Consider the following 21,737-nt stretch of genomic DNA (forward strand, 5'->3'; position numbering starts at 1 on the left):
TTTGTTTATTTTATCTCGGCTCTCCTGAAAATGAACATGGCCGCCAGGATCATCAGGATGGCAAAGCCGGCTCCGGTTCCGACACTCTTCAAAAACATTTCCGGTTCTGCGTCCATAGAAAGCCGGGTTAAATTTTCAAGATGAAACGGCGTCAGACTAATCATTTTTTCAAATACTTTGTTTCCTCCTGCCTGAAGCATTCCACAGGCCATTGAGACCAGATATCCGATCCCGATGACCGGCACCGGCCTGCGGAAAATAAACGCCAGAGGAAGGCAGATGCTCAGCTGTCCCGCGTAGACCACACATACCGACGCCGTGATCCCAAGAATTTTAAGTGCAGAATACAGTGTGAGTGCAGTTCCCGATTCTCTGCAAATCAACGTGAGAAACACAGACGGGATATACAGCTGATACTGGCTGTCTATAAAAAATGACGCGGCCGTAACAGCGAAGTACGGAAGAATCAATAGAAAAATAATCAAAAAAAAAGAAAATGCTTTCCCCAGAACCAGCTGACTCCTTCCGATGCCTCCGGACACTGCATCCTGAACGGTCTTATTTTCAAAATCTCCGCAGAGAAACATTCCCGCGGCCACGGTTCCCAATAGGGCCACCATCTGAGGATCTGCCAGAAAAGAGGCATTGCCGGCGGCGTTCATGCCAAGAGTACCGTCCCTGAACAGACGGGCCACGATCACCATGAGGACTGCTCCTGCCCCAGAAATCAAAAATATTACTTTTAAAGCCATTGATTTTTTAAACTTTAGCATATCAGCCCTTAAAACATTCATCATCCTGACCGCCCCCTATCACAGATACAAAATAATTTTCCAAACTATCACCTTCTACGGAAAATCCCTTCACTGTCAATCCGTTCTGATATAATGTTTCCGCGACCTTTTCCTGCCGGTCCAGGTAATCATACAGCTTTACAGAACCGTCCGGCATCACCTTATAGTTTGAGGTATGAAGGCTCTCTTCCAAAACCGCAGCCAGCTTAGATGTGTCCGCACACCGGACCCTGATATGACGCTTACATTTTTCTTCCAGTTCTTCCTGGTTCAGAGTTTTTACTACTCTTCCTTCGTGGATGATAATATAATCTGTAACCGTCTGGTAGAGTTCCGGCAGATTATGGCTGGAAATCAGGATCGTTATATGATTTTCCCGGCACAGTTTTATCAGAAGGCGGCGGATTTCCACTACGCCGAGCGGGTCCAGACCATTAACGGGTTCATCTAAGATGAGCAGTTCCGGAGTGCCGATCAGTGCATCTGCGATACCCAGTCTCTGCTTCATACCCAGAGAAAAATCCTTTGCTTTTTTCTTTCCTGCCTTAGAAAGACCTGCCAGTTTAAGCAGTTCATCTTCAGTTTCCTCGTTTGGTATTCCCTTTAAAACTCTGCGTACTCTCAGGTTCTCTTTTGCATTCATGTTTCCGATAATACCCGGATATTCGATCATACAGCCGATCCGCTTCCGCTCCTCCTGCAGGGCTTTTTCGCCCCCGCGTCCAAACAAAGAGATACTTCCTCCTGATGGGAAGCTGAGCCCTGCCACAAGCCGCATCAGTGTGGTCTTTCCGGCTCCGTTCCGGCCGATCAGCCCATAAATTTTCCCAGACTCAAGTTTTACTGAGACCCGGTCAAGTGCACGAAAACTGCCGAAATCTTTCGTCAGATTTTCTGTCTCCAATACATAATTCATGTTTCTCACCTGTCCTTTCCTTTTGTAAGTACAGTATATCTGTCAATCGTAAAGAAAAGGTTAAGTTCATACGATCAATGGTAAAGAATTTGTGGGTTTATTCCTTGTACATCCGATATCCAATGCCCCACACCGTTTCAATATACTGTTCTAAGGGACTGGCCTTTTTTAATTTATTTCTTAGATTGCTTATATGAGTTTTTACTGCGTTGTCATCCCCCAAATATTCATCTTCCCATACCGTCTCGTATAAATTTGCTTTTGTGTAGACCTTCTTCGGGTGCTCCATCAGCAGCTGAAGGATCGCGTATTCCTTTGCGGTAAGTTCCAGATCCTGTCCTCCCAGCAGTACACTCTTTGCATCTTTTGACAGTACCAGGTCTCTATACTGAAGTGTCTGTTCTTTGACTTTGGAAGAACTCTGCCGCCTTAAATTCGACAGGACCCTGGCCTCTACCTCTCCCAGGTCAAAAGGCTTCGTAATATAGTCGTCGGCCCCCAGCTTTAAGAGATCGATCTTTGTTCCTACTATGTCCTTTGCCGAAATAACGATCACCGGAATATTCGAAAATCCTCTCAGTTCCCTCAAAACCTGATCTCCGCTTTTATAGGGCAGCATCAGATCCAGGAGTACCAGGTCATAGCTCTTTTCTCTCAGCTTTATAAGCCCGTCCGTTCCTGAAAAAGCTGCCTCCGGCTGATAGCCGGACTCCGAGAGAAATTCTGACAGCATCCGGCTGACATCCTGATTGTCCTCTATGATCAATATTGACTCCATCACTCCTCCTTCCTCCCTGCCGCGTATACGAGCTGCTCCAGAAGGATCAGCCGCATCAGCTGATGCGGAAATGTCATTGCACTGAAGCTCAGCTTAAAAGCCCCCTTCCTCTGGACCGCACTGCAGAGACCCAGAGATCCTCCGATGACAAACGCAACCTCCGTATCCCTCTGCCTGTTCCATTTTTCCCACTTATGCCTGAGTTCATCGGAAGTCATTTGTTTTCCGTCAATACAAAGCGGAATCACAATACTTCCTGCTGGAATCCGCTTTAAGATCCTCTCGCCCTCGATTTTCCGGATGCGATCCTCCTCTTTCTCACTGGCGCCGTCAGGTGTTTTTTCATCTTTCAGCTCAATAATCTCCAGACGGCAGCTCCTGTTCAGTACTTTTACACAGCGCTCAATCAGTTTTCTTACATATGGCTCTTTTATCTTTCCTACACAGATAACCTTTACGTTCATTTCCCGTCTCCCTCGGCCTTTGTCACATCCACCCACTTTACGGCCTTTGCATATTCAAAGAGTTCTTCGGGTTTGAGCTCAATCGCAGAATTTGAGCTGCCGCATGCCGGAAAAACTGTCTCAAAGCGCTTCAGTGACTCATCTAAATATACTTTTGTCCCCTCCGGATTTGCAAACGGGCAGACGCCGCCCCTCTCATGTCCGGTAAGCGTTTTTACATCATCTCCTCTCAGCATCTTTGCCTTTAATCCGAACATCGTTTTATATTTTTTATTGTCGATCTTTACGTCTCCGGCGGTTACCACAAGGATACAGCTCCCGTCCGGCCCGTAGAAGGATAACGTCTTGGCGATTCTCGCTTCTTCCACACCCAGGGCTTTTGCCGCCAGTTCTACCGTAGCGCTGGAAGCTTCAAACTCTCTCACTCTGTCAGCCCTATTAAATTCATTTAAATAATTTCTGACCTCTGTTACAGACATGTCACTCATCCTTTCTCTTCCTGAATACTCATTCTTCACTATTTTAAGCTTTCTTTATCCGGTTGACAAGTTTTGCTTTTCGTGATCCGTGCACCCGGCCTTTTTCCGAAACAAAAGAAAACAGCCGGGTTTATTTCTCCCGGCTGTCCACTCCAAAGGTGCCACCTGCGATAGTTTTTCTCTATTGTCGGAAGGAGACCTGTTAAGAGCCGACTGGAGATAATGGAGAAAAACTCATACGTCATTTCCCAAAAACAAAAATAAGGATCTGAAATAAGTACTTATTTCAGATCCCCGCCTATTTAAAAAAGCTCACTAAATTTTTAATCGTCCCTGCCGCCGCCAAATAAAATCACCAGACGCAACAAACTCAAAATAGCTGCTGCCGCAGAAGCTACATAGGTCAATGCTGCCGCAGACAATACCTTTCTTGTGTCTTCCACTTCATCTTCATACATCATCGCAGAGTCTTTCAATACTCTCAGCGCACGACTGGATGCATTGAACTCTACCGGGAGAGTTACTAACTGGAAAATTACGGCCAATGAAAACAGGAGTATCCCAATATTCAGGAGTGTCTGATTGGCCCCCATAATGATACCCAAAATAATGAAAATCCAGGAAAGATTAGAACCGATATTCGCTACCGGTACAAGACTTCCGCGGAGTTTGAGCGGTGCATAAGCTTCTTTGTCCTGCATAGCATGACCGCACTCGTGGGCCGCTACGCCGATAGCTGCTACTGATGTGGCATTATAAGTAGCGTCAGACAGTCTCAATACCTTGCTTCTTGGATCGTAGTGATCGGTCAAATTGCCGGATACACGCTCTACTACTACATCATAGATTCCTGCATAATTCAAAATTTTCGCAGCCGCCTGTGCCCCAGTCAGCCCTGAATGGCTGCGTACCTTTGAGTACCTCCTAAAAGCCGAATTCATCTTAGCAGATGCCGCAAGCGTAATAATAACACCTATTATGATCAAAATATAAGTCGGATCAAAAAATCCATACATCGGAAACATAAGTCATCCCTTCCTCTTCAAAAAGTTTATCTTTTCTTTACAATATCATGCATTATATCTTTAAGCAGTTATAAAATCAATAGATTTTATAGTTATTTTAGAAAAAATCACAGGATGTTCACAAAGGAATTTTGTCCTGTCTTCTTTCATTGAATCCCAAAGGATTAAGGTTATTAGTATCTCATAGGAGATCAAAATCCATACAAAGTTTACTTTCTGATTTTTATTGTCTTCACTTTGCTGTAACTGCTGTAAATTTTCCTGCCTCCGGCTGTCTTATAAGACCGCATGCGGACCCAATATTTTTTGTTCTTTTTCAGCCTGGAAACCGTTTTCTTTATCTGGCTTTTCTTTATCATATATTTTTTATATTTCTTAAATTTTGAATTGGGCGCTATATAGATCTCATAACCGCTTGCTCTTTTTTCCTTTTTCCAGCTGAGACTTAATTTCTTCTTTTTTATATTCTTAATGCTGAGTGAAGGGCGCTTCAGAGAAACATTGATCGTGATATTTTTAGAAGCACTGCTGTAAATACCTGATTTAGGAACAGATGCTTTGATCACAGCCCTGCCGGTTCCCCTGATGGTCACCTTTCCGCTGCCGTTGACAGAAGCCACTTTGGCATTGCCAGATTTATAAGACAAACTCCCGGAGCCCGCAATTTTAGCATTAAGGGTAAACGGCTTCGTCCCATAGGACTTCTTGTAAGATGACGTCCCTGAAATCTTCCGTGGGATATAACTTCTTCCGTACTTTGCTTTCTGCACAGCCGTCAGAGGCTGAATAATTCCATATCCGTAGTGCTTATCATACCCTTTGCTTCCTGCGTCCATTGCCGTGGATGTAATAATATCTGCACATTCTTTTGCCGTCAGGGACGGATTGGCTTGAAAGATCAGCGCCGCCACCCCTGCTGCATACGGTGTCGCCGCACTGGTCGTACCTCCCGGTGCAGAAATGTCAACCCGGTTATTATAGGTTGATGCGGCAGCCGTGTATTTCCGGGTATTGGAAGAATAGTTCAGGGCAGAGACAGACAGTACATTCCGATAGGACGACGGATAGCGGTATTCCTCTTTTCCTTTGTTGCCTGCTGAGGCAGCAAATAATATACTATTTTTAGATTTGGAATATGCTTCATTTATCGCTGCTTCCATCTTAGCATCATATATAGTATCACTAAGACTCATGCTGATTACCCTGCATTTTTTATTAGCAGCATAACGAATACCTTCCATCACTGATTTTGAATAGGATGACTGTGAACCATTTGCATCTACCTGTATCAGATACAGATTCACATTATATGCAACTCCAGCGCCGGCATACCGATTGTTGCCTGCGGCTCCCAATATTTTTGCCACAGAAGTTCCATGGCTGTATTTCGTAATCTGTCCTTTTCCTTCCCGTTTTGTAACTGCATTGTAGCAGCCTTTTATATTTCCTTTCAATTCTTTATCATTCACGTCAAAACCGCCGTCCATGACCGCAACATTCACTCCCTTTCCGGTTGCATAATTCCATGCCGTCAGCCCCGGTCCGGCCAGTCCCATCTGAAAAATACTGTGATATTTATGCTTATTAGACTTATACCTGACACTGGAAATCTCCGTATCATTGGTAAAACAATCACTTCTGTTCGTTCTTTCATAAAAATTTCCTGGATTGTGCAGCGAGGTACCCATCATAAGTATCATTGCTGCCAGAATCAGAAAATGTCCATTTTTCCGCATAAATCCTCTCTCCTTTCTGTCTGTAAACAGACAGTATCTGCATGATATATTGTTCTTTTATTATTGTTTCATTATATCATAAAAAGACCCTTCATCATGGCATAAATACATGATGAAGGGTCTCTATTTGGTCTGTACAGTCTATTCGTCCCAGTTATGCCAGACATCCTGGACGTCATCGTCTTCTTCCAGCAAATCCAGCGTCTTCTGCAGATTCTTGATATCATCCTCAGAAGCAAGCTCTACCATAGTGTTCGGAATCATGGTAACTTCTGCACTGGCCATCTCGATGGATTCCGCTTCCAGGGCCTCCCTGACTTTAGAAAAATCATCCGGGTCCGTAACGATCTCATAGCTGTCTTCCTCTGCCGCAAAATCCTCTGCTCCCGCATCCAGCGCAGTCATCATAAGATCATCCTCATCCATCTGACAGTCCTCTTTTGCGATAATGATCTGTCCCTTTTTCTCAAAATTGTAGGAGACACATCCAGGTGTTCCAATGCTTCCGCTTCCCTTTGTAAAAGCACTCCGGACATTGGAAGCCGTCCTGTTTTTGTTGTCTGTCAGAGCTTCTACAATAATCGCGACTCCGCTCGGGCCGTATCCTTCATATGTAATAGACTCGTAGTTGACGGCATTTGCATCGCCTGCAGCTTTTTTAATGCTTCGGTCAATGGTGTCATTGGGCATATTGTTGGCCTTTGCCTTAGCGACAATATCGCGGAGCCGGCTGTTATTTTCCGGGTCCGCCCCGCCTTCTTTTACCGCCACAGCAATCTCTCTTCCGAGTTTGGTAAAGATCTTGCCTTTTTTCGCGTCATTTTTTTCTTTTTTGTGTTTAATATTCGCAAATTTACTATGTCCTGACATAACTGTATTTACTCCTTCTCTGAATCATTTTCTTCTTTTTTTGTACGCTTTTTCTCCACTTTTACCTGTTTGATCACATTGTCGTGAATATCCACGGATTTAAAAGACCATCCTTCATAAATAATCTCTACTTCTTCTCCCTGTTCCGGAAGATGACCCAGCTGGTCTACCAAAAATCCGCTCAGCGTTTCAATCTCTTCTACATCAAACTCGATGTCTAATACTTCTTCGATCTTTTCCAGTCTCGTGCTTCCCCGCATCAGGAAAATATCGGCCCAGCCAAGCTTTGTGATCTCCCTGTCTTCCACATCATACTCATCGAGGATATTTCCAACGATCACTTCCAGCATATCTTCCATGGAGACAATACCTTCTGTCTGACTGTATTCGTCCACAACGATCGCCATATGGATCTTTTTTGTCTGCATTTCCTGAAACAGCACAGACAGATTCATGGTCTGGTGAACATAGAACGGCTCCCTGGCAATCTCATAGAGTTCCAGGTCTTTATTATTTATATAGGCGTCAATCACATCCTTGAGATACAGAACACCAATGATATGATCGATATCCTCCTCATAGAGAGGAAATCTTGAATATGGCTCATCCAGCATAAAATGAAGGGCTTCTTCCAAAGACATGGTGCAGTCGATCCCATCGATCTTCTTTCTGGAAGTCATGACATCGGTTACATCTTTGTCTCCGAACTCAAAAATATTGGTGATCATCTTGGCTTCATCTTCCAAAATAGCCCCCTGCTCATGCCCCTGGTTGACAATGTTCATGATCTCTTCCTCATATTCATTGTCATTATCGTCATCCGCTTCCCGCTCTGTCTGGTCGGTCTGCTTACCCTTGGGCTTATTTTTGCGTTTCGTTCCAATTATGTAGCCGAAGACGGCACCTAATACCAATGTAAGCAGCGGTATCAGGATCATCGCGGCACTTAAATCTTCCATATACATCTCCTTTATTCATCAGTCGTAATAAAATATACCATTTTACGAAGAAAAGGTCAATCTGTCCATCTATGTATCAAGACTTAAACTGATCTTTAATGCCTTGTCAACTTTCTCCAATATAGAACTGTTCAGATGACAGACCTTTTCTCTCAGCCGGCTTTTATCGATCGTCCTGATCTGTTCCAGCAAAATGACCGAATCTTTTTCCAACTGGCATTTCCTGCAGTCCACCGGCACATGGGTCGGAAGTTTTGCCTTGTTCATCTTGCTCGTGATCGCTGCGCAGATGACCGTGGGACTGTATCGGTTGCCCGCGTCGTTCTGCAAAATAATGACCGGGCGGACGCCTCCCTGCTCTGAGCCGACAACAGGCCTCAAGTCTGCATAAAAAATATCTCCTCGCTTAATTACCATAAGCCTAATCACTCTCCATCTCTTTCATAATAGTTTATGAAGAGTATTGACATTTCTTTCAGAAGTATTCAACTTAATCCTATTTTCCAGACGATTTTCGTCCGGCTTTAGAATTTCTCAGTCTTCCAGATAGTCCACTGCCTCTTTTGCCTTCCCGTCCTGAAAGTATACTCTTGGAACTCTTTTTCCGATCCCGCAGACAAATTCATAGTTAAAGGAACCTGCCAGATCTGCCGCCTCTTCCACCGAAATGTTTTTATCTCCCTCTGTCCCTACCAGGGTAACCCGGTCCATGACGCTGACTCCTTCAATATCGGTCACGTCCACCATGAACTGATCCATACAGATCCTTCCTATGATCGGCGCATACTGTCCCCGGATTATGACCCTTCCCCTGGAAGACAAGGCCCTCGGATAGCCGTCAGCGTAACCTACCGGTATCGTCGCGATTCTGGTCTTTCTGTCCGTAACGAACGTGGAGCCATAGCTGACTCCTTCTCCCGGCCCCACTTCTTTTACATGGATCACATGACTGATCAGGGAAAGTGCCGGCTTTAAATCAATGGCTGATTTATCCACTTCCTCGGAGGGATACAGCCCATAGGTGATGATGCCGGAACGGACCATATCCATACGGCATTCACGGAGGTCCATAATGGCTGCGCTGTTGGAGACGTGCTTGACCGGGATCTCGATCCCTTTTTCCTCAATCTTTGAGACAAACTGATCAAACAGTTCCTTCTGATGTCTGGCCGATGTCTTGTCCTTCTCGTCCGCACATGCAAAGTGTGTAAAAATTCCCTGAATTTTAATATTAGGAAGTTTTTGAATACGCTGTACCTGCCCGACCGATTCCTCCGTGGGCTTAAAACCAATCCGGTTCATTCCGGTATCCACTTTGATATGTATCCTGGCGTCCTTCTTCATTGTAACTGCAAATTTAGAGATCGCCTCCGCCATCTCATAAGAAAATACCGTCTGTTCAATTTCATGCTGGATCAATGAAGCATACTGATATTCCGAAGTATATCCGAGAATTAGGATCGGTTTTGTGATTCCCTGTTTTCTCAGAGCGATCCCTTCCTCAATGATCGCCACCGCAAAACCGTCGACGCCGATCTTATTCAATGCCTTCGCCACCGGGACCGCCCCGTGTCCGTAGCCGTCGGCTTTGATCACCGGCATAATCTTTGTATCCGGCCCCACAAGTTTTTTTATCTCACTGATATTATGGCAGACCGCATCCAGATCAATGGCTGCGTATACCCTATAATACTGATTCATCGCTGATTCCTCCTAAAATACTGCTGATTGACTCAATGATGTCTGATGCCAGCATGCTGTTGTGTCCAAAAATTTCTGCGGCATGGTCTCCTGCAAGCCCATGGATATAGACACCAAGGGCGGCAGCCTCAGAACATTCCATGCCTCTCCCTAGGAGGCTTGCGATCATGCCGCTTAAGACATCGCCGCTCCCCCCTGTGGCCATTCCATTGTTTCCGCTGCTGTTATAATAAACAGGCCGGCTGCCTGACACTACAAGCGTTGCCGCATCTTTCAGCACAACAGTGGCGCGGAATCTGTCCGAAAGCTTCTGTCCCGCATCCGTCAGAGTTTCTTTCACCTGCTCTGCGGATATTCCAAGGAGCCTTGCAGCTTCCAGAAGATGCGGTGTGAAAACGCACCCTCCCGGATGATCGATCTCCATTCCATAACGGCTGACCGTATTCAGGCCGTCCGCATCCAGCAAAAGAGGCTTTGTTCCGCGCTGTAAAACTTCTTCTAATAATTCTTTGGTCCGCTCTGAGACTCCCATTCCGGGTCCGAATAAGATACAGTCACACCATTCGAGGGCATCTTTTACATCCTCATATGTCCCGAACAGCACTTCCGGAAGCATGGACTGCAGAATCGGACGGTTGGCTTCGCAGGAAATCACCTTTACCAGTCCGCTGCCCATGCGCAGGGCACTCTTTGCCGAAAAATAAGCAGCCCCAGACATCGTCTCATTTCCTGCTATGATCAGGACTTTTCCGTAGGTGCCCTTGTGAGAATCCGCAAAACGGCCCGGAAGTCTTTCTAAATCTTTCCTATCGTATGTGAAGCCCCCTGCATGTTTCTTCAAAACAGAATCAAAGAAACCGATCTTTTCTACATACAGCCGGCCCGCATATTCTTTTCCCGGATAGAGCAGATGTCCTGCCTTGGGACCGCCGAAGGTCACCGTAGCGTCTGATTTTACGGCGCATCCAAGGACTTTTCCCGTATCCCCGCTGATTCCGGAGGAAATATCGACTGACATGACTTTAGCTCCGCTTCCATTAATCCTTTCCACAGCAGTACGGTATGTCCCCGATACCTCTCTGGAAAGGCCTACGCCAAACAGTCCTTCCAAAATCCAGTCATAATCCTTATAATCTATCTCTTCTTTTTGCTCATATCCAAGCCGTGCAAGGATATCGTACTGCGTCTTTAAGTCTGCGGATGCCTGAGACAGATCCCCTACGACTGTAAAATCCACTGAATACCCTTCTTCCAGAAGGATTCTGGCCGCAGCCAGCGCATCTCCCCCGTTATTTCCGCATCCTGCCACAGAAAGAATCCTGTTATTTTTTCTGACTGTTTCCATGAGCCTTCGGGCAATTTTTTCGCTGGCCCTCTCCATCAGCACCAGGCCAGGAATCCCTATCTTCTGTATGGTCTCCTTATCAACATCCTGCATTTCCTGATTTTTTAAAACATATTTCATAGACACTCTCCTATGACAAAAGCCTGTGCCAGCCCCCCTGTGTTCGTAACCGACACATGAAATTTCGTAATCTTCCTATCTGATGCCATTTTTTCGGCTCTGCCTGTGAGTTTCACATAAGGTGCTCCTTTTGAATTCCGAAACACTCCGATCTCATAGGGCTCCAATCCGAAGAAGCCGGTTCCAAATACCTTGGAAACGGCTTCTTTAACTGCAAAATTACCAGCAAGAGTCGTACTGTTTAAACCTGCGCATGCCAGTTCCTCTTCTGAAAAAATCCGGCTCAGGCGGTTCTTTCTCTCCACCATCTTCTGTACCCGCCCGATTTCTATCAGGTCAGTTCCTATACCGACAATCATGGCGTTCCTCCCGTCTTTACTCCGCGCCTTCGCTGTCTTCCCTGCTGTGAATATTGTAAGTCAGCGTCATGAGGCTTTCTGCCAAATGGACATTCTCCACGGTCACACTGTCCGGCAGCGTGAGATCCACAGGGGCAAAGTTCCAAAATCCTTTGATGCCCCACGACACAAGATCTTTGGCAATCTTCGGCGCCTGGTCCTGCGGAAGCGTGAGGGCTGCAATCTTGATCTCATGATTCTTTATAAACTCTTCCATATCGTCAATATCGTGCACTTCCACTCCGTGCACCGTGATGCCGATCAGCTTCGGATTCACATCGAACAGCGCAATCACCTGAAAACCAATGCTGTTATTGTTAAAATCCTGATAATTAGCCAATGCCTGCCCCAGATTGCCGGCACCAACGATGATCATCTGATTGCTTTTGTCAAGTCCCAGAATCTTTCCGATCTCCACGTAAAGATTTTCTACATTGTAGCCGTATCCTTGCTGCCCGAAACCTCCAAAATTATTCAGGTCCTGCCGGATCTGGGATGCAGTTACTTTCATCCTCTCGCTCAGCTCTTTGGATGAGATCCTCGTAATATTTTTTGCTTTCAAAGCCCCCAAATAACGGTAATATCTAGGTAATCTCTTTATAACTGCCGGTGATATATTCTTATCCATTGATGACATTATTACCCTCCCACTTATTTTATTAACTACTCAAATTAAATAAATTATATAAGATTGTCTAATATCTGTCAAACTTTTCAGTGCGTTTTTTCAGAAATTATGTTATGCTTATAAAGAATTTTTACAGCTTAGAAATTTTGAAGGAGTGCACTATGGTTTTATCTTGTCAGAATATACATAAAACATTTGTCGACCAGGAAGTCCTGAAAGGAATTTCCTTTCATATCAATGAAAAGGACCGGCTTGCCGTCATCGGCTTAAACGGTGCCGGAAAGTCCACCCTGCTCAAGATCATCATGGATCAGATGACACCCGATGACGGGGAGATCCACAAAAAGAAGGACGCCGATATCGGCTATCTCGCACAGCATCAGGACCATACTTCTTCCCGCACCATTTATGAAGAGCTTTTGACCATAAAACAGGATGTGATCGAACTGGACAAAAAACTCCGCTCTCTGGAGCATATGATGAAGCATTTAAGCGGCACAGAGCTCGAAGAAAAGATGGAGGAATACACCAGGGCCACTCATTTATTTGAACAGAAAAACGGTTTTGCTTATAAAAGTGAGATCACAGGAATCTTAAAAGGACTCGGGTTTCAAGAGGAAGATTTTCAAAAAAAAATCGAGACTCTGTCCGGAGGACAAAAGACAAGGGTCGCTCTCGGAAAACTCCTGCTGATGAAGCCAGAGATCCTTCTCCTGGATGAGCCTACCAACCATTTGGATGTAGATTCGATCCAGTGGCTGGAAACCTATTTAAGCCACTATGAGGGCGCTGTCATCCTGGTCTCCCATGACCGGTATTTCCTGGACAAGATCGTCAACAAAGTCATGGAGATTGAGTCGGGTCACGCGATGCTCTTTGACGGCAACTACACTTCTTTTATTAAAAAAAGGGATCAGGTAAAGGCAATCCGCTTGAAGGAGTACGAAAACCAGCAGCAGGAGATCCGTCACCAGAAGGCGGTCATTGAAAAACTAAAACAATTTAACCGGGAAAAATCCATCCGCCGGGCCGAGAGCCGTGAAAAGATGCTGAACAAAATTGATGTGATCGAAAAGCCTGTGGAAGTCGACGGAAAAATGCGCTTTGCCATCGAACCGTCGGTGATCAGCGGAAACGATGTCTTAACGGTGGAACATCTGGAAAAAAGTTTCGGGCCGCATATGCTGTTTTCCGATATAAATTTTGAAATATTTCGCGGTGAGCGCGTGGCATTGATCGGCGCCAACGGAACCGGCAAGACTACGATGTTAAAAATCATCTGCAAACAAATTGCCAAAAACAAAGGACTGATTAAGCTCGGTTCCCAAGTTTCCATCGGATATTACGATCAGGCACAGGACAACCTGCATCCGGATAAGACAATCTTCGAGGAGATATCTGATTCCTTTCCGGAACTGACCAACACAAAAATCAGAAATACACTGGCTGCTTTCCTTTTTAAAGGAGAAGATGTCTTTAAACTTGTTTCTTCCTTAAGCGGCGGTGAAAAGGGACGGGTATCTCTTGCGAAACTTATGCTTTCCCATGCCAATTTTCTGATTCTTGATGAGCCTACCAACCACCTGGACATTCACTCCAAAGAAATCCTGGAATCCGCCCTGTCCCAGTACACAGGCACGGTTCTTTACGTGTCTCACGACCGCTATTTTATCAACAAGACAGCCACAAGAATTTTGGAACTCTCTCCGAAAGACGGTCTGCACTCTTATCCGGGCGACTACCAGCACTATCTTATCGAAAAGGAGAAGGAAGGCACGAAAGAGGTACAGAACGCTGAAACTGAGTCTGTATCCGATACGAAGCTGAGCTGGCAGAAGCAAAAGGAAGAAGACGCAAAGCGTCGGAAAAGAGAAAACCGCCTGAAAAAAATAGAACAGGAAATCGAGGAACTGGAAGCGGAAAGCACAAAGCTTGACGAAGAAATGTGTCTGCCGGAGAACGCAGTCAACACAAAGAAACTGCTGGAACTCTCCGCTGCCAAAGTCCGGAATGAGGAACATCTGGAAACCCTTTATGAAGAATGGGAGACCCTGTCAGAAGAAACTGAGTGAAAATGCCATGGTATTTTTACAAAAATTTGTTATAATAGACTAAGTACCATTTTTAGGAGGTTACAAAATGAAATTAATATCGTTTGCTGTGCCGTGTTATAATTCCCAGGAATATATGAGACACTGCATAGATACATTGCTGACCGGAGGAGACAAAGTTGAGATCCTCATCATAGACGATGGTTCCACGGACAATACCGGCATGATCGCCGATGAATATGAAAACAAATATCCCGGTATCTGCCGGGCGATCCATCAAAAGAACAAAGGCCACGGCGGTGCAGTAAACACTGGTATCGCTCATGCCAAAGGGATTTATTTTAAGGTGGTGGACAGTGACGACTGGGTAAACGAACATGCCTATGAGGAAATCTTCAATCAATTAGAGACCTTTTACCGCCAGGGAACCATTATAGACATGTTTATGTCAAACTATGTCTATGAGAAACAGGGTGTGAAGAGAAAAACCGTGATTCATTACCGCCATACGATCCCGGTTGAACAGATTTTTACCTGGGATGATGTAAAGCGTTTTCCTCTGAGTCAGTACATTCTCATGCATTCCGTCATTTACCGTACTTCTCTTCTCCATGAGTGCCGTCTGTGCCTGCCGGAACATACTTTTTATGTAGACAACCTTTACGTTTTCAAACCGCTTCCATATGTGAAGACGATTTACTATCTGGATGTAAATTTTTACCGCTACTTCATCGGAAGGGACGATCAGTCTGTCAATGAAGCCAATATGATCAAACGGATCGACCAGCAGTTTTTTGTCACCAAAGCCATGATCGATTATATGAGCAGCTTTGAGCTGGTAAACAAGCCGTTATACCGCTACATGAAACACTATCTGAGCATCATCATGACGGTATCATCTGTCATTGCCATCAAATCCGGCATACCGGAGCATCTTCAGATGAAGAAGGAACTCTGGAAGTACCTGAAATCGAAAAACACAAAACTATACCGTCAGATCCGGGGATCTCTTGTTGGAAATGCCGTAAACCTCCCGGGCTACGGAGGCCGGAAAGTTGTCATCGCAGCTTACAAAGCAGCACGGAAGTTCATTGGATTTAATTAAATCAGTCGAAAAATGACATTGGGAACCATCAAACCAATGTCATTTTTTATTCTGTAAGAAAATTGTAACGCGGAGTCCAAAACCCTCCACTATATCACCATATTTCTGATCTGTGTTATGCTGGAGCCATGAATGGAGGTTTTTACATGAATACTTATAAAACATCTGAGGTTGCAAAGCTCATAGGAATTCATCCCAATACTGTCCGGCTGTACGAAAACGCAGGGCTGATCTCAAAACCGGAACGGCAGAGCAATGGATACCGCATTTTTACTGATCTTAATATTGAGCAGTTCCGGCTGGCCCGGCTGGCTTTTCAAATGGAGGTACTGCAGAACGGACTGAGAAAAAAGGCTGTCCGGATTGTAAAAACAGCGGCATCCTGTGATTTTCCCAGGGCTCTGGTATTGGCAGAAGAATACCTGGCACAGATCAGAAAGGAACAAGCCAATGCCGAAGAGGCAGTCGAAATCGTAACAGAGATTTTATCCGGCGGATCACAGGAACATACCCATCCCATGAAACGCAGGGAAGTCTCCCGGTATCTCGGCATTTCTATGGATGCTCTGAGAAATTGGGAAATGAACGGCCTTTTGACTGTAAAACGCAGGCAGAATGGATACCGCATATATACGAGTCAGGATATACAGAGGCTCAAAATCATTCGCTCCCTGAGGTGTGCAAATTATTCTTTGGAATCCATTCTGCGTCTGCTTGGGCACCTGTCAAAAAATCCCGGGATTGATATCAAAGAAGTTTTGGATACTCCCAATAAAGATGACGAAATTATTGCGGTGTGCGACAAACTGGTTACTTCTCTGCTGACTGCCGAGAATAATGTTTTGAAAATGATATGCAGCTTAAAAAGAATGAAAAAACAATTTTCTTAAACCCTCCACTTTACCACCAATGTTTTCGTTGGTGGTATTCTTTTTTTACAATAAAACAAGGAGGTATCCTTCATGAATGAAGTGATCAAAGCAGAAAAATTATGTAAAACCTACAACAAAACGCCTGCGGCAGACAATATCAGTTTATCCGTAAAGCGCGGAACAGTTTTCGGCCTGATCGGGGCCAATGGCGCAGGCAAGAGCACAACGATTGAATGCATTTTAGGTACAAAGACGGCAGACAGCGGAACCATATCCATTCTGGGAATGAATCCGCAGACATCCAGAAAGCAGCTGTTTCAAAAGGTAGGTGTCCAATTTCAGGAGGCAGCTTATCAGGATAATATTACCGTCTCAGAACTTTGTGAAGTTACCGCTGCTCTCTATCAGGAATCCGCAGATCCGAAAAAACTACTGCAAAAGTTTGGAATTTCCGAAAAAGCCAAAAGCCAGATCAAAGATTTATCCGGCGGCGAGAAACAAAGACTATTTATTATCCTCGCACTCATACCCAATCCTGAAGTTGTCTTTTTGGACGAGCTGACGACCGGTCTGGACGCCAGGGCCAGACGCCAAGTGTGGAATATACTCTCCTCACTCAAGGAAGATGGACTGACGATTTTCCTGACGTCCCATTTTATGGATGAGATCGAGAACCTGTGTGACTGCATCTGTATTTTAAAAAAGGGAAACATCATATTTTACGGTACGGCGGCGGAGGCAGTTGCATCGAGTCCTTTTGATCATTTTGAAGACGCTTATCTTTGGTATACAGACGAGGAGGAATGAATTGATGAAAACTTTTAAGACAATGCTGAAAACAGAATTAAAATTATCTCTGAGAGGAATGGATATGTTTATTTTTGCAATCTGTGTGCCTCTTGCGGTACTGGCAGTCATGGGAATTATTTATGGAGACAGACCCGCATTCGGCGGTGCCGGATACTCATTTCTGGAACAGTCGTTCGGAGCCGTCACCACCATATCCATCTGTGCAGGAGGTGTGATGGGATTGCCGCTGGTTGTCTCTGATTATCGGAGCAAGGGTATTTTAAAGCGCTACAAGGTTACGCCGGTCAGCCCTTCCATGATCTTAGCGGTACAGGTGACAATTTATACTTTATATGCGGCTGTTTCTCTGATCCTGCTCTATGCCGAAGCCGTTCTTTTCTTTGGATATCAGTTCCGCGGATCTTTTTTGAGTTTTCTGGGATGTTATCTCCTGGTCATTGTGTCTATGTTCAGCATCGGCATGCTGGTAGGCGGTATTGCTCCGAATACTAAGATAGCGAGTGTCGCCGCAAGTCTGCTGTACTTTCCGATGCTGATTTTTTCAGGCGCAACGCTGCCCTATGAAGTCATGCCCAAAGTGCTGCAGAAAACTGCAGATATCATGCCGCTGACTCAGGGAATCAAGCTACTGAAAGCCGCTTCTCTGGGAGAGGAGCTTGGCAGTGTGATTGTTCCGGCTGTGACCATTGTCTGCATCGCAGTAATCTGTACCTTCGCATCCCCCAAATTCTTTCAGTGGGAATAGCCTGCGCAAAATGTTCTGGCTTTTCTGTGTTTCCGGCGTATTCTATACTATAACACTTATTAGGAGACAATATTTTATGAAGCTAATATCACAGATCATCCATGCGGATATCGCCCATAAACATGGCTTCCTGGGGAAGAATATAGGGATTGCCTTCCTGGATACCGGTATCTATCCCCATAAAGAATTTTATCCGGCCGATCAGCGGATCGCCGGATTCATAGATTATGTACACCACAGATCATATCCTTATGATGACAATGGACACGGGACCCATATCGCGGGGATTGCCGCATCTGCAAGCTGCGGCATTGCACCTGCAGCACATATTATTTCCCTCAAGGTTCTGGATGCGCTTGGAAACGGGAATCAGCGCACGTTCTTAAACGGCCTGTCCTGGATCCACCATTTTCACAAACAGTATGGAATCCGGATTGTAAATATTTCTATCGGCACTCCTGCTTCCGGAAATGACGAAGCTGCCAATGCGATTGTGAAGCAGGTCAACCAGCTGTGGGATGACGGACTGGTCGTCTGCATCGCCAGCGGAAATAACGGCCCCAGAGATCATTCCATCACAGCGCCGGGCAACAGCCGCAAGATCATTACCGTAGGCTCCAGCGACGATGCCAGCCGTCCCATGGGTTCTCAGCGCTTTGCAAAAAATTATTCCAGCAGAGGGCCTACCTCTTCCTGCGTCATGAAGCCGGACGTTGTGGCTCCCGGAACAAATATATATTCCTGCGGCCTGAACGGAGGGCACAGCATCAAGAGCGGCACTTCCATGGCAACACCGGCAGTTTCCGGGGCCATCGCCCTGCTTTTGGAGCGTTACCCGTATTATACGAACAAAGATGTAAAAATGAAACTTCGGTACAATTGTGACAAGCTTTCCACTCCGAGAAATCATCAGGGATGGGGACAGATCAACGTTCAGAAACTTCTGGATCTATAAAAGAAACTCCATCATTACCTGATTGCTTAAAAACAAGGCCTGCTGCGGGATCCAGATTCTTTCGGCATCCTGTTCTAACAAGCCTTTTCCAGAGAGTTCTTGGATAGGTTCCCGGTAAACATCCAGGATACCTGTCCCGAACCGCTTGGAAAATTCCGTTTTTGAGATCCCTTTTGTCATCCGTAGCCCCAAAAACATATACTCTTCCATCTCTTCTTTTTTGGTCAGTTCTGTTTCTTTTTCAAATATGCCGCTAAAATCTGTTATTGACAGGTATTTTTCCATATCTGCCGGATTTGTAAAGCGTTTTCCCCTAAAATAAGAAGACGCCGCCAAACCAAATCCCAGGTATGGTTTCCCTGTCCAATATCCGCAGTTATGTCTGCATTCATATCCCGGTCTGGCATAGTTTGACAGCTCATACCTTTCATAGCCTAAGGTATGAAGGATCTTTTCCGTCCTTTCATACATGGCCGCGTCCTCATCTTCCGTCGGCAGGAGATCATCCAGCCCTTTCATATCATAAAAAGGTGTCCCTTCTTCGATGATCAGGCTGTAAACTGAGAGATGTTCCGGCTCAAGTTCTGCAGTTTTTAACAGGGTCTGTTCCATCGACTCCATCGTCTGCATAGGAACCGCATTCATCAGATCTACATTGATGTTTTGGAATCCGCAGTCCCGGGCCATATAAAATCCCGAGACAAAGTCCTCAAATGTGTGAATCCGGCCTAAAATCTTCAGTTCTTCTTCCCTCGCGCTCTGAAGTCCGAAACTGATCCTGTTGATCCCGCAGTTTTGATAGGCCGAAAGTTTTTCTCTTGTGACAGTGCCGGGATTGGCTTCGATCGTGCACTCCATGTTTTCTGCACAGGAAAAAGAATCTCTGACCGTATTCATCAAAGATTCTATCTGTGCTCCCGGAATCAGGGAAGGAGTTCCTCCTCCGATAAATACCGTGCTCACTGACGGGCGTTTAAGAAGCCTTCCCCAGTGCAGAATTTCCTGCCGAAGCTTTCGTATATAGCTGCTGATCTCATCATCTCCGGCCGGAAACGAACAGAAATCACAGTAACTGCATTTTTTTTTGCAGAACGGTATATGAAGGTACAGTTCAAGTTCTCTAGTCTTCATCTAATTTCAGCACACTCATGAATGCTTCCTGAGGAATTTCTACATTGCCTACCTGACGCATCCGCTTCTTTCCCTGTTTCTGTTTCTCCAGAAGTTTTCTTTTCCTGGAGATATCGCCGCCGTAGCACTTGGCCAGCACATCTTTCCGCATAGCCTTTACGGTCTCCCTGGCAATGATCTTGCTGCCCACTGCCGCCTGTATAGGGATTTCAAATAAATGCCTTGGAATTTCTTCCTTCAGCTTGGAACACATTTTTCTTCCCCTCTCGTAAGCCGTCTCGGCATGAACGATGAAGGACAGTGCATCTACTTCTTCTTTGTTGATCAGGATATCCAGTTTCACGAGCTCTGATCTCTGATATCCCTTCATCTCATAATCCAGAGATGCATACCCTCTGGAGCGTGATTTCAGGGCATCGAAAAAGTCATAAATGATTTCATTGAGCGGAAGTTCATACCTTAAAACAGCCCGTCCTTCCTCGATATATTCCATTCCGATATAAACGCCTCTGCGCTCCTGGCACAGTCCCATGATCGCTCCCACATAGTCGGATGTGACCATAATCTCTGCTGAAACAATCGGTTCTTCCATATAATCAATCTGGGATGGATCCGGAAGATTGGACGGATTGGTCAGCTCAATCATCGTACCGTCAGTCTTATATACCCGGTATACAACGCCCGGTGCAGTGGTCACCAGATCCAGATTGTATTCCCTTTCCAAACGCTCCTGGATGATCTCCAGGTGCAAAAGCCCTAAGAATCCACAGCGGAATCCGAATCCAAGCGCCACTGATGTCTCCGGCTCAAACTGCAGTGAAGCATCATTCAGCTGTAACTTTTCCAGGGCATCCCGAAGATCAGGATATTTTGCTCCGTCGGTCGGATAAAGCCCGCAGAATACCATTGGGTTTACTTTTTTATAACCCGGAAGCGGCTCGCTGCATGGATTGTCTGCATCTGTAATCGTGTCTCCGACCGTGGTATCCTGGACATTTTTAAGACTGGCCGTCACATATCCTACCATACCGGCGCTGAGTTCTTCCGACGGAATGAACTGTCCCGCGCCGAAGATGCCGACTTCCACTACCTCAGCCACGGCATCGGATGCCATCATCTTCATCTTTGTTCCCGGCCGGATCGTGCCCTCTTTGATCCTTGCAAAGATAATGACTCCCTTGTAAGCATCATAAATACTATCAAAGATCAAGCCCTGCAGCGGTCCCTCAGGATCTCCGGACGGCGCAGGAATCTTCATTACGATCTGCTCCAGCACGTCCTCGATGTTGATTCCGTTTTTTGCCGAAATCAGGGGGGCATCCTCCGCTTCAATACCGATGACATCTTCAATTTCTGTCTTTACTCTTTCCGGATCTGCGCTCGGAAGATCGATCTTATTGATGACCGGCATAATCTCCAGGTCATGGTCCAGAGCAAGATAAACGTTTGCCAAAGTCTGCGCCTCAATGCCCTGTGCGGCATCTACCACAAGGACAGCTCCCTCGCATGCCGCCAGGCTCCTGGAAACTTCATAGTTGAAATCCACATGTCCCGGCGTGTCTATCAGATTGAAAATATACTCCTCGCCGTTCTCTGCCTTGTATACAATACGGACTGCCTGTGATTTAATCGTGATCCCGCGTTCCCTCTCCAGATCCATATTGTCCAGCACCTGTTCCTGCATCTCTCTGTCAGTCAGGGTGCCTGTTTTTTGAATGATACGGTCTGCCAATGTGGACTTACCGTGATCTATATGCGCAATAATACAAAAATTGCGGATTTTACTCTGATCGATTGTCATAGTTTCCTCCTGTTGCAAATAAACATATTCGATTTAGTATAGCAAAAAAAAGGC

General features: G+C 45.5%; 22 protein-coding genes. 6 read left to right on the forward strand and 16 right to left on the reverse strand.

The genetic code is table 11. The features are described from left to right. Window positions 1-5 precede the first annotated feature (5 nt). From QVP35_RS02690 to QVP35_RS02755, 14 genes are all read right to left on the reverse strand, one after another. Complete coding sequence (locus tag QVP35_RS02690; RefSeq protein ID WP_022260768.1) at window positions 6-797, reverse strand: ABC transporter permease; 792 nt, start codon at window positions 795-797, stop codon at window positions 6-8. Further along, on the reverse strand, window positions 775-1,710 hold the full coding sequence (locus QVP35_RS02695) for an ABC transporter ATP-binding protein (protein ID WP_009289521.1): 936 nt from the start codon (window positions 1,708-1,710) through the stop codon (window positions 775-777). Before QVP35_RS02695 ends, QVP35_RS02690 begins: the two co-directional genes overlap by 23 nt. Before the next feature lie 97 nt (window positions 1,711-1,807). Further along, window positions 1,808-2,488 (reverse strand): response regulator transcription factor, encoded by a 681-nt coding sequence (locus QVP35_RS02700; protein WP_009289520.1) that lies wholly within the window; start codon window positions 2,486-2,488, stop codon window positions 1,808-1,810. Continuing rightward, window positions 2,488-2,952, reverse strand: coding sequence for a 23S rRNA (pseudouridine(1915)-N(3))-methyltransferase RlmH (gene rlmH, locus QVP35_RS02705; protein ID WP_022260769.1), 465 nt, complete (start codon window positions 2,950-2,952; stop codon window positions 2,488-2,490). The genes QVP35_RS02700 and rlmH overlap by 1 nt, the downstream gene beginning before the upstream one ends. Beyond that, the gene (locus tag QVP35_RS02710) at window positions 2,949-3,440 is read right to left on the reverse strand and encodes a YbaK/EbsC family protein (protein WP_006566769.1); all 492 of its coding nucleotides are present in this window, start codon (window positions 3,438-3,440) and stop codon (window positions 2,949-2,951) included. Before QVP35_RS02710 ends, rlmH begins: the two co-directional genes overlap by 4 nt. Before the next feature lie 314 nt (window positions 3,441-3,754). Further along, window positions 3,755-4,456 (reverse strand): zinc metallopeptidase, encoded by a 702-nt coding sequence (locus QVP35_RS02715; protein WP_006566767.1) that lies wholly within the window; start codon window positions 4,454-4,456, stop codon window positions 3,755-3,757. A 209-nt stretch (window positions 4,457-4,665) separates the two neighbouring features. Further along, window positions 4,666-6,192 (reverse strand): S8 family peptidase, encoded by a 1,527-nt coding sequence (locus QVP35_RS02720; protein ID WP_022260770.1) that lies wholly within the window; start codon window positions 6,190-6,192, stop codon window positions 4,666-4,668. Between the two features lie 141 nt (window positions 6,193-6,333). Next, complete coding sequence (locus tag QVP35_RS02725) at window positions 6,334-7,062, reverse strand: YebC/PmpR family DNA-binding transcriptional regulator (RefSeq protein WP_006566764.1); 729 nt, start codon at window positions 7,060-7,062, stop codon at window positions 6,334-6,336. A gap of 8 nt (window positions 7,063-7,070) precedes the next feature. After that, a complete protein-coding gene (locus QVP35_RS02730) occupies window positions 7,071-8,021 on the reverse strand; it encodes a hemolysin family protein (protein WP_009289516.1) in 951 nt (316 codons plus the stop codon). Window positions 8,022-8,090: 69 nt separating this feature from the next. Continuing rightward, window positions 8,091-8,438 carry a type II toxin-antitoxin system PemK/MazF family toxin gene (locus QVP35_RS02735; RefSeq protein ID WP_006566762.1) on the reverse strand — a complete coding sequence of 116 codons (348 nt, stop codon included), beginning with the start codon at window positions 8,436-8,438 and terminating at the stop codon, window positions 8,091-8,093. Between the two features lie 117 nt (window positions 8,439-8,555). After that, entirely contained in the window at window positions 8,556-9,722 is a 1,167-nt protein-coding gene (gene alr / locus QVP35_RS02740; protein ID WP_022260771.1) for an alanine racemase, read from the reverse strand. Further along, complete coding sequence (locus QVP35_RS02745; RefSeq protein WP_009289513.1) at window positions 9,706-11,187, reverse strand: bifunctional ADP-dependent NAD(P)H-hydrate dehydratase/NAD(P)H-hydrate epimerase; 1,482 nt, start codon at window positions 11,185-11,187, stop codon at window positions 9,706-9,708. The genes alr and QVP35_RS02745 overlap by 17 nt, the downstream gene beginning before the upstream one ends. After that, entirely contained in the window at window positions 11,184-11,546 is a 363-nt protein-coding gene (acpS, locus tag QVP35_RS02750) for a holo-ACP synthase (protein WP_006566759.1), read from the reverse strand. Before acpS ends, QVP35_RS02745 begins: the two co-directional genes overlap by 4 nt. A gap of 16 nt (window positions 11,547-11,562) precedes the next feature. Next, the gene (locus tag QVP35_RS02755) at window positions 11,563-12,222 is read right to left on the reverse strand and encodes a redox-sensing transcriptional repressor Rex (RefSeq protein WP_009289511.1); all 660 of its coding nucleotides are present in this window, start codon (window positions 12,220-12,222) and stop codon (window positions 11,563-11,565) included. A 152-nt stretch (window positions 12,223-12,374) separates the two neighbouring features. Between QVP35_RS02755 and QVP35_RS02760 the strand changes: the two genes are divergently transcribed. The 6 genes from QVP35_RS02760 (at window position 12,375) to QVP35_RS02785 (ending at window position 18,751) form a co-directional block, all read left to right on the forward strand. Continuing rightward, window positions 12,375-14,285, forward strand: coding sequence for an ABC-F family ATP-binding cassette domain-containing protein (locus QVP35_RS02760; RefSeq protein WP_009289510.1), 1,911 nt, complete (start codon window positions 12,375-12,377; stop codon window positions 14,283-14,285). A gap of 67 nt (window positions 14,286-14,352) precedes the next feature. Beyond that, the gene (locus QVP35_RS02765) at window positions 14,353-15,369 is read left to right on the forward strand and encodes a glycosyltransferase family 2 protein (RefSeq protein ID WP_006566756.1); all 1,017 of its coding nucleotides are present in this window, start codon (window positions 14,353-14,355) and stop codon (window positions 15,367-15,369) included. Between the two features lie 146 nt (window positions 15,370-15,515). Next, window positions 15,516-16,259, forward strand: a complete 744-nt coding sequence (locus QVP35_RS02770) for a MerR family transcriptional regulator (protein ID WP_009289509.1) — start codon at window positions 15,516-15,518, stop codon at window positions 16,257-16,259. Between the two features lie 72 nt (window positions 16,260-16,331). After that, complete coding sequence (locus tag QVP35_RS02775) at window positions 16,332-17,048, forward strand: ABC transporter ATP-binding protein (RefSeq protein WP_009289508.1); 717 nt, start codon at window positions 16,332-16,334, stop codon at window positions 17,046-17,048. 4 nt (window positions 17,049-17,052) lie between these two features. Then, the gene (locus QVP35_RS02780) at window positions 17,053-17,796 is read left to right on the forward strand and encodes an ABC transporter permease (RefSeq protein ID WP_009289507.1); all 744 of its coding nucleotides are present in this window, start codon (window positions 17,053-17,055) and stop codon (window positions 17,794-17,796) included. 76 nt (window positions 17,797-17,872) lie between these two features. Continuing rightward, window positions 17,873-18,751 carry a S8 family peptidase gene (locus QVP35_RS02785; RefSeq protein ID WP_009289506.1) on the forward strand — a complete coding sequence of 293 codons (879 nt, stop codon included), beginning with the start codon at window positions 17,873-17,875 and terminating at the stop codon, window positions 18,749-18,751. Here QVP35_RS02785 and hemW read toward each other — a convergent pair. After that, a complete protein-coding gene (hemW, locus tag QVP35_RS02790) occupies window positions 18,746-19,882 on the reverse strand; it encodes a radical SAM family heme chaperone HemW (RefSeq protein ID WP_022260772.1) in 1,137 nt (378 codons plus the stop codon). The two genes, QVP35_RS02785 and hemW, sit on opposite strands and share 6 nt — an antisense overlap. Next, complete coding sequence (gene lepA / locus QVP35_RS02795; RefSeq protein ID WP_009289503.1) at window positions 19,872-21,683, reverse strand: translation elongation factor 4; 1,812 nt, start codon at window positions 21,681-21,683, stop codon at window positions 19,872-19,874. The genes hemW and lepA overlap by 11 nt, the downstream gene beginning before the upstream one ends. Window positions 21,684-21,737 lie beyond the last annotated feature (54 nt).

The sequence above is a fragment of the Anaerostipes sp. CAG:276 genome (assembly GCF_000432215.1).
GTDB classification, from domain to species: Bacteria; Bacillota; Clostridia; order Lachnospirales; family Lachnospiraceae; genus Anaerostipes; species Anaerostipes caccae.

Bases quoted from the DNA above. Each gene is read 5' to 3' on its own strand.
- acpS (WP_006566759.1), bottom strand. From the start codon at position 11,546: ATGATTGTCGGTATAGGAACTGACCTGATAGAAATCGGGCGGGTACAG.
- QVP35_RS02720 (WP_022260770.1), bottom strand. From the start codon at position 6,192: ATGCGGAAAAATGGACATTTTCTGATTCTGGCAGCAATGATACTTATG.
- QVP35_RS02755 (WP_009289511.1), bottom strand. From the start codon at position 12,222: ATGTCATCAATGGATAAGAATATATCACCGGCAGTTATAAAGAGATTA.
- QVP35_RS02715 (WP_006566767.1), bottom strand. From the start codon at position 4,456: ATGTTTCCGATGTATGGATTTTTTGATCCGACTTATATTTTGATCATA.
- QVP35_RS02780 (WP_009289507.1), top strand. From the start codon at position 17,053: ATGAAAACTTTTAAGACAATGCTGAAAACAGAATTAAAATTATCTCTG.
- QVP35_RS02690 (WP_022260768.1), bottom strand. From the start codon at position 797: ATGATGAATGTTTTAAGGGCTGATATGCTAAAGTTTAAAAAATCAATG.
- QVP35_RS02765 (WP_006566756.1), top strand. From the start codon at position 14,353: ATGAAATTAATATCGTTTGCTGTGCCGTGTTATAATTCCCAGGAATAT.
- rlmH (WP_022260769.1), bottom strand. From the start codon at position 2,952: ATGAACGTAAAGGTTATCTGTGTAGGAAAGATAAAAGAGCCATATGTA.
- hemW (WP_022260772.1), bottom strand. From the start codon at position 19,882: ATGAAGACTAGAGAACTTGAACTGTACCTTCATATACCGTTCTGCAAA.
- QVP35_RS02770 (WP_009289509.1), top strand. From the start codon at position 15,516: ATGAATACTTATAAAACATCTGAGGTTGCAAAGCTCATAGGAATTCAT.
- QVP35_RS02745 (WP_009289513.1), bottom strand. From the start codon at position 11,187: ATGAAATATGTTTTAAAAAATCAGGAAATGCAGGATGTTGATAAGGAG.
- QVP35_RS02760 (WP_009289510.1), top strand. From the start codon at position 12,375: ATGGTTTTATCTTGTCAGAATATACATAAAACATTTGTCGACCAGGAA.
- QVP35_RS02775 (WP_009289508.1), top strand. From the start codon at position 16,332: ATGAATGAAGTGATCAAAGCAGAAAAATTATGTAAAACCTACAACAAA.
- QVP35_RS02730 (WP_009289516.1), bottom strand. From the start codon at position 8,021: ATGGAAGATTTAAGTGCCGCGATGATCCTGATACCGCTGCTTACATTG.
- QVP35_RS02725 (WP_006566764.1), bottom strand. From the start codon at position 7,062: ATGTCAGGACATAGTAAATTTGCGAATATTAAACACAAAAAAGAAAAA.
- QVP35_RS02695 (WP_009289521.1), bottom strand. From the start codon at position 1,710: ATGAATTATGTATTGGAGACAGAAAATCTGACGAAAGATTTCGGCAGT.
- alr (WP_022260771.1), bottom strand. From the start codon at position 9,722: ATGAATCAGTATTATAGGGTATACGCAGCCATTGATCTGGATGCGGTC.
- QVP35_RS02735 (WP_006566762.1), bottom strand. From the start codon at position 8,438: ATGGTAATTAAGCGAGGAGATATTTTTTATGCAGACTTGAGGCCTGTT.
- QVP35_RS02700 (WP_009289520.1), bottom strand. From the start codon at position 2,488: ATGGAGTCAATATTGATCATAGAGGACAATCAGGATGTCAGCCGGATG.
- lepA (WP_009289503.1), bottom strand. From the start codon at position 21,683: ATGACAATCGATCAGAGTAAAATCCGCAATTTTTGTATTATTGCGCAT.
- QVP35_RS02785 (WP_009289506.1), top strand. From the start codon at position 17,873: ATGAAGCTAATATCACAGATCATCCATGCGGATATCGCCCATAAACAT.
- QVP35_RS02710 (WP_006566769.1), bottom strand. From the start codon at position 3,440: ATGAGTGACATGTCTGTAACAGAGGTCAGAAATTATTTAAATGAATTT.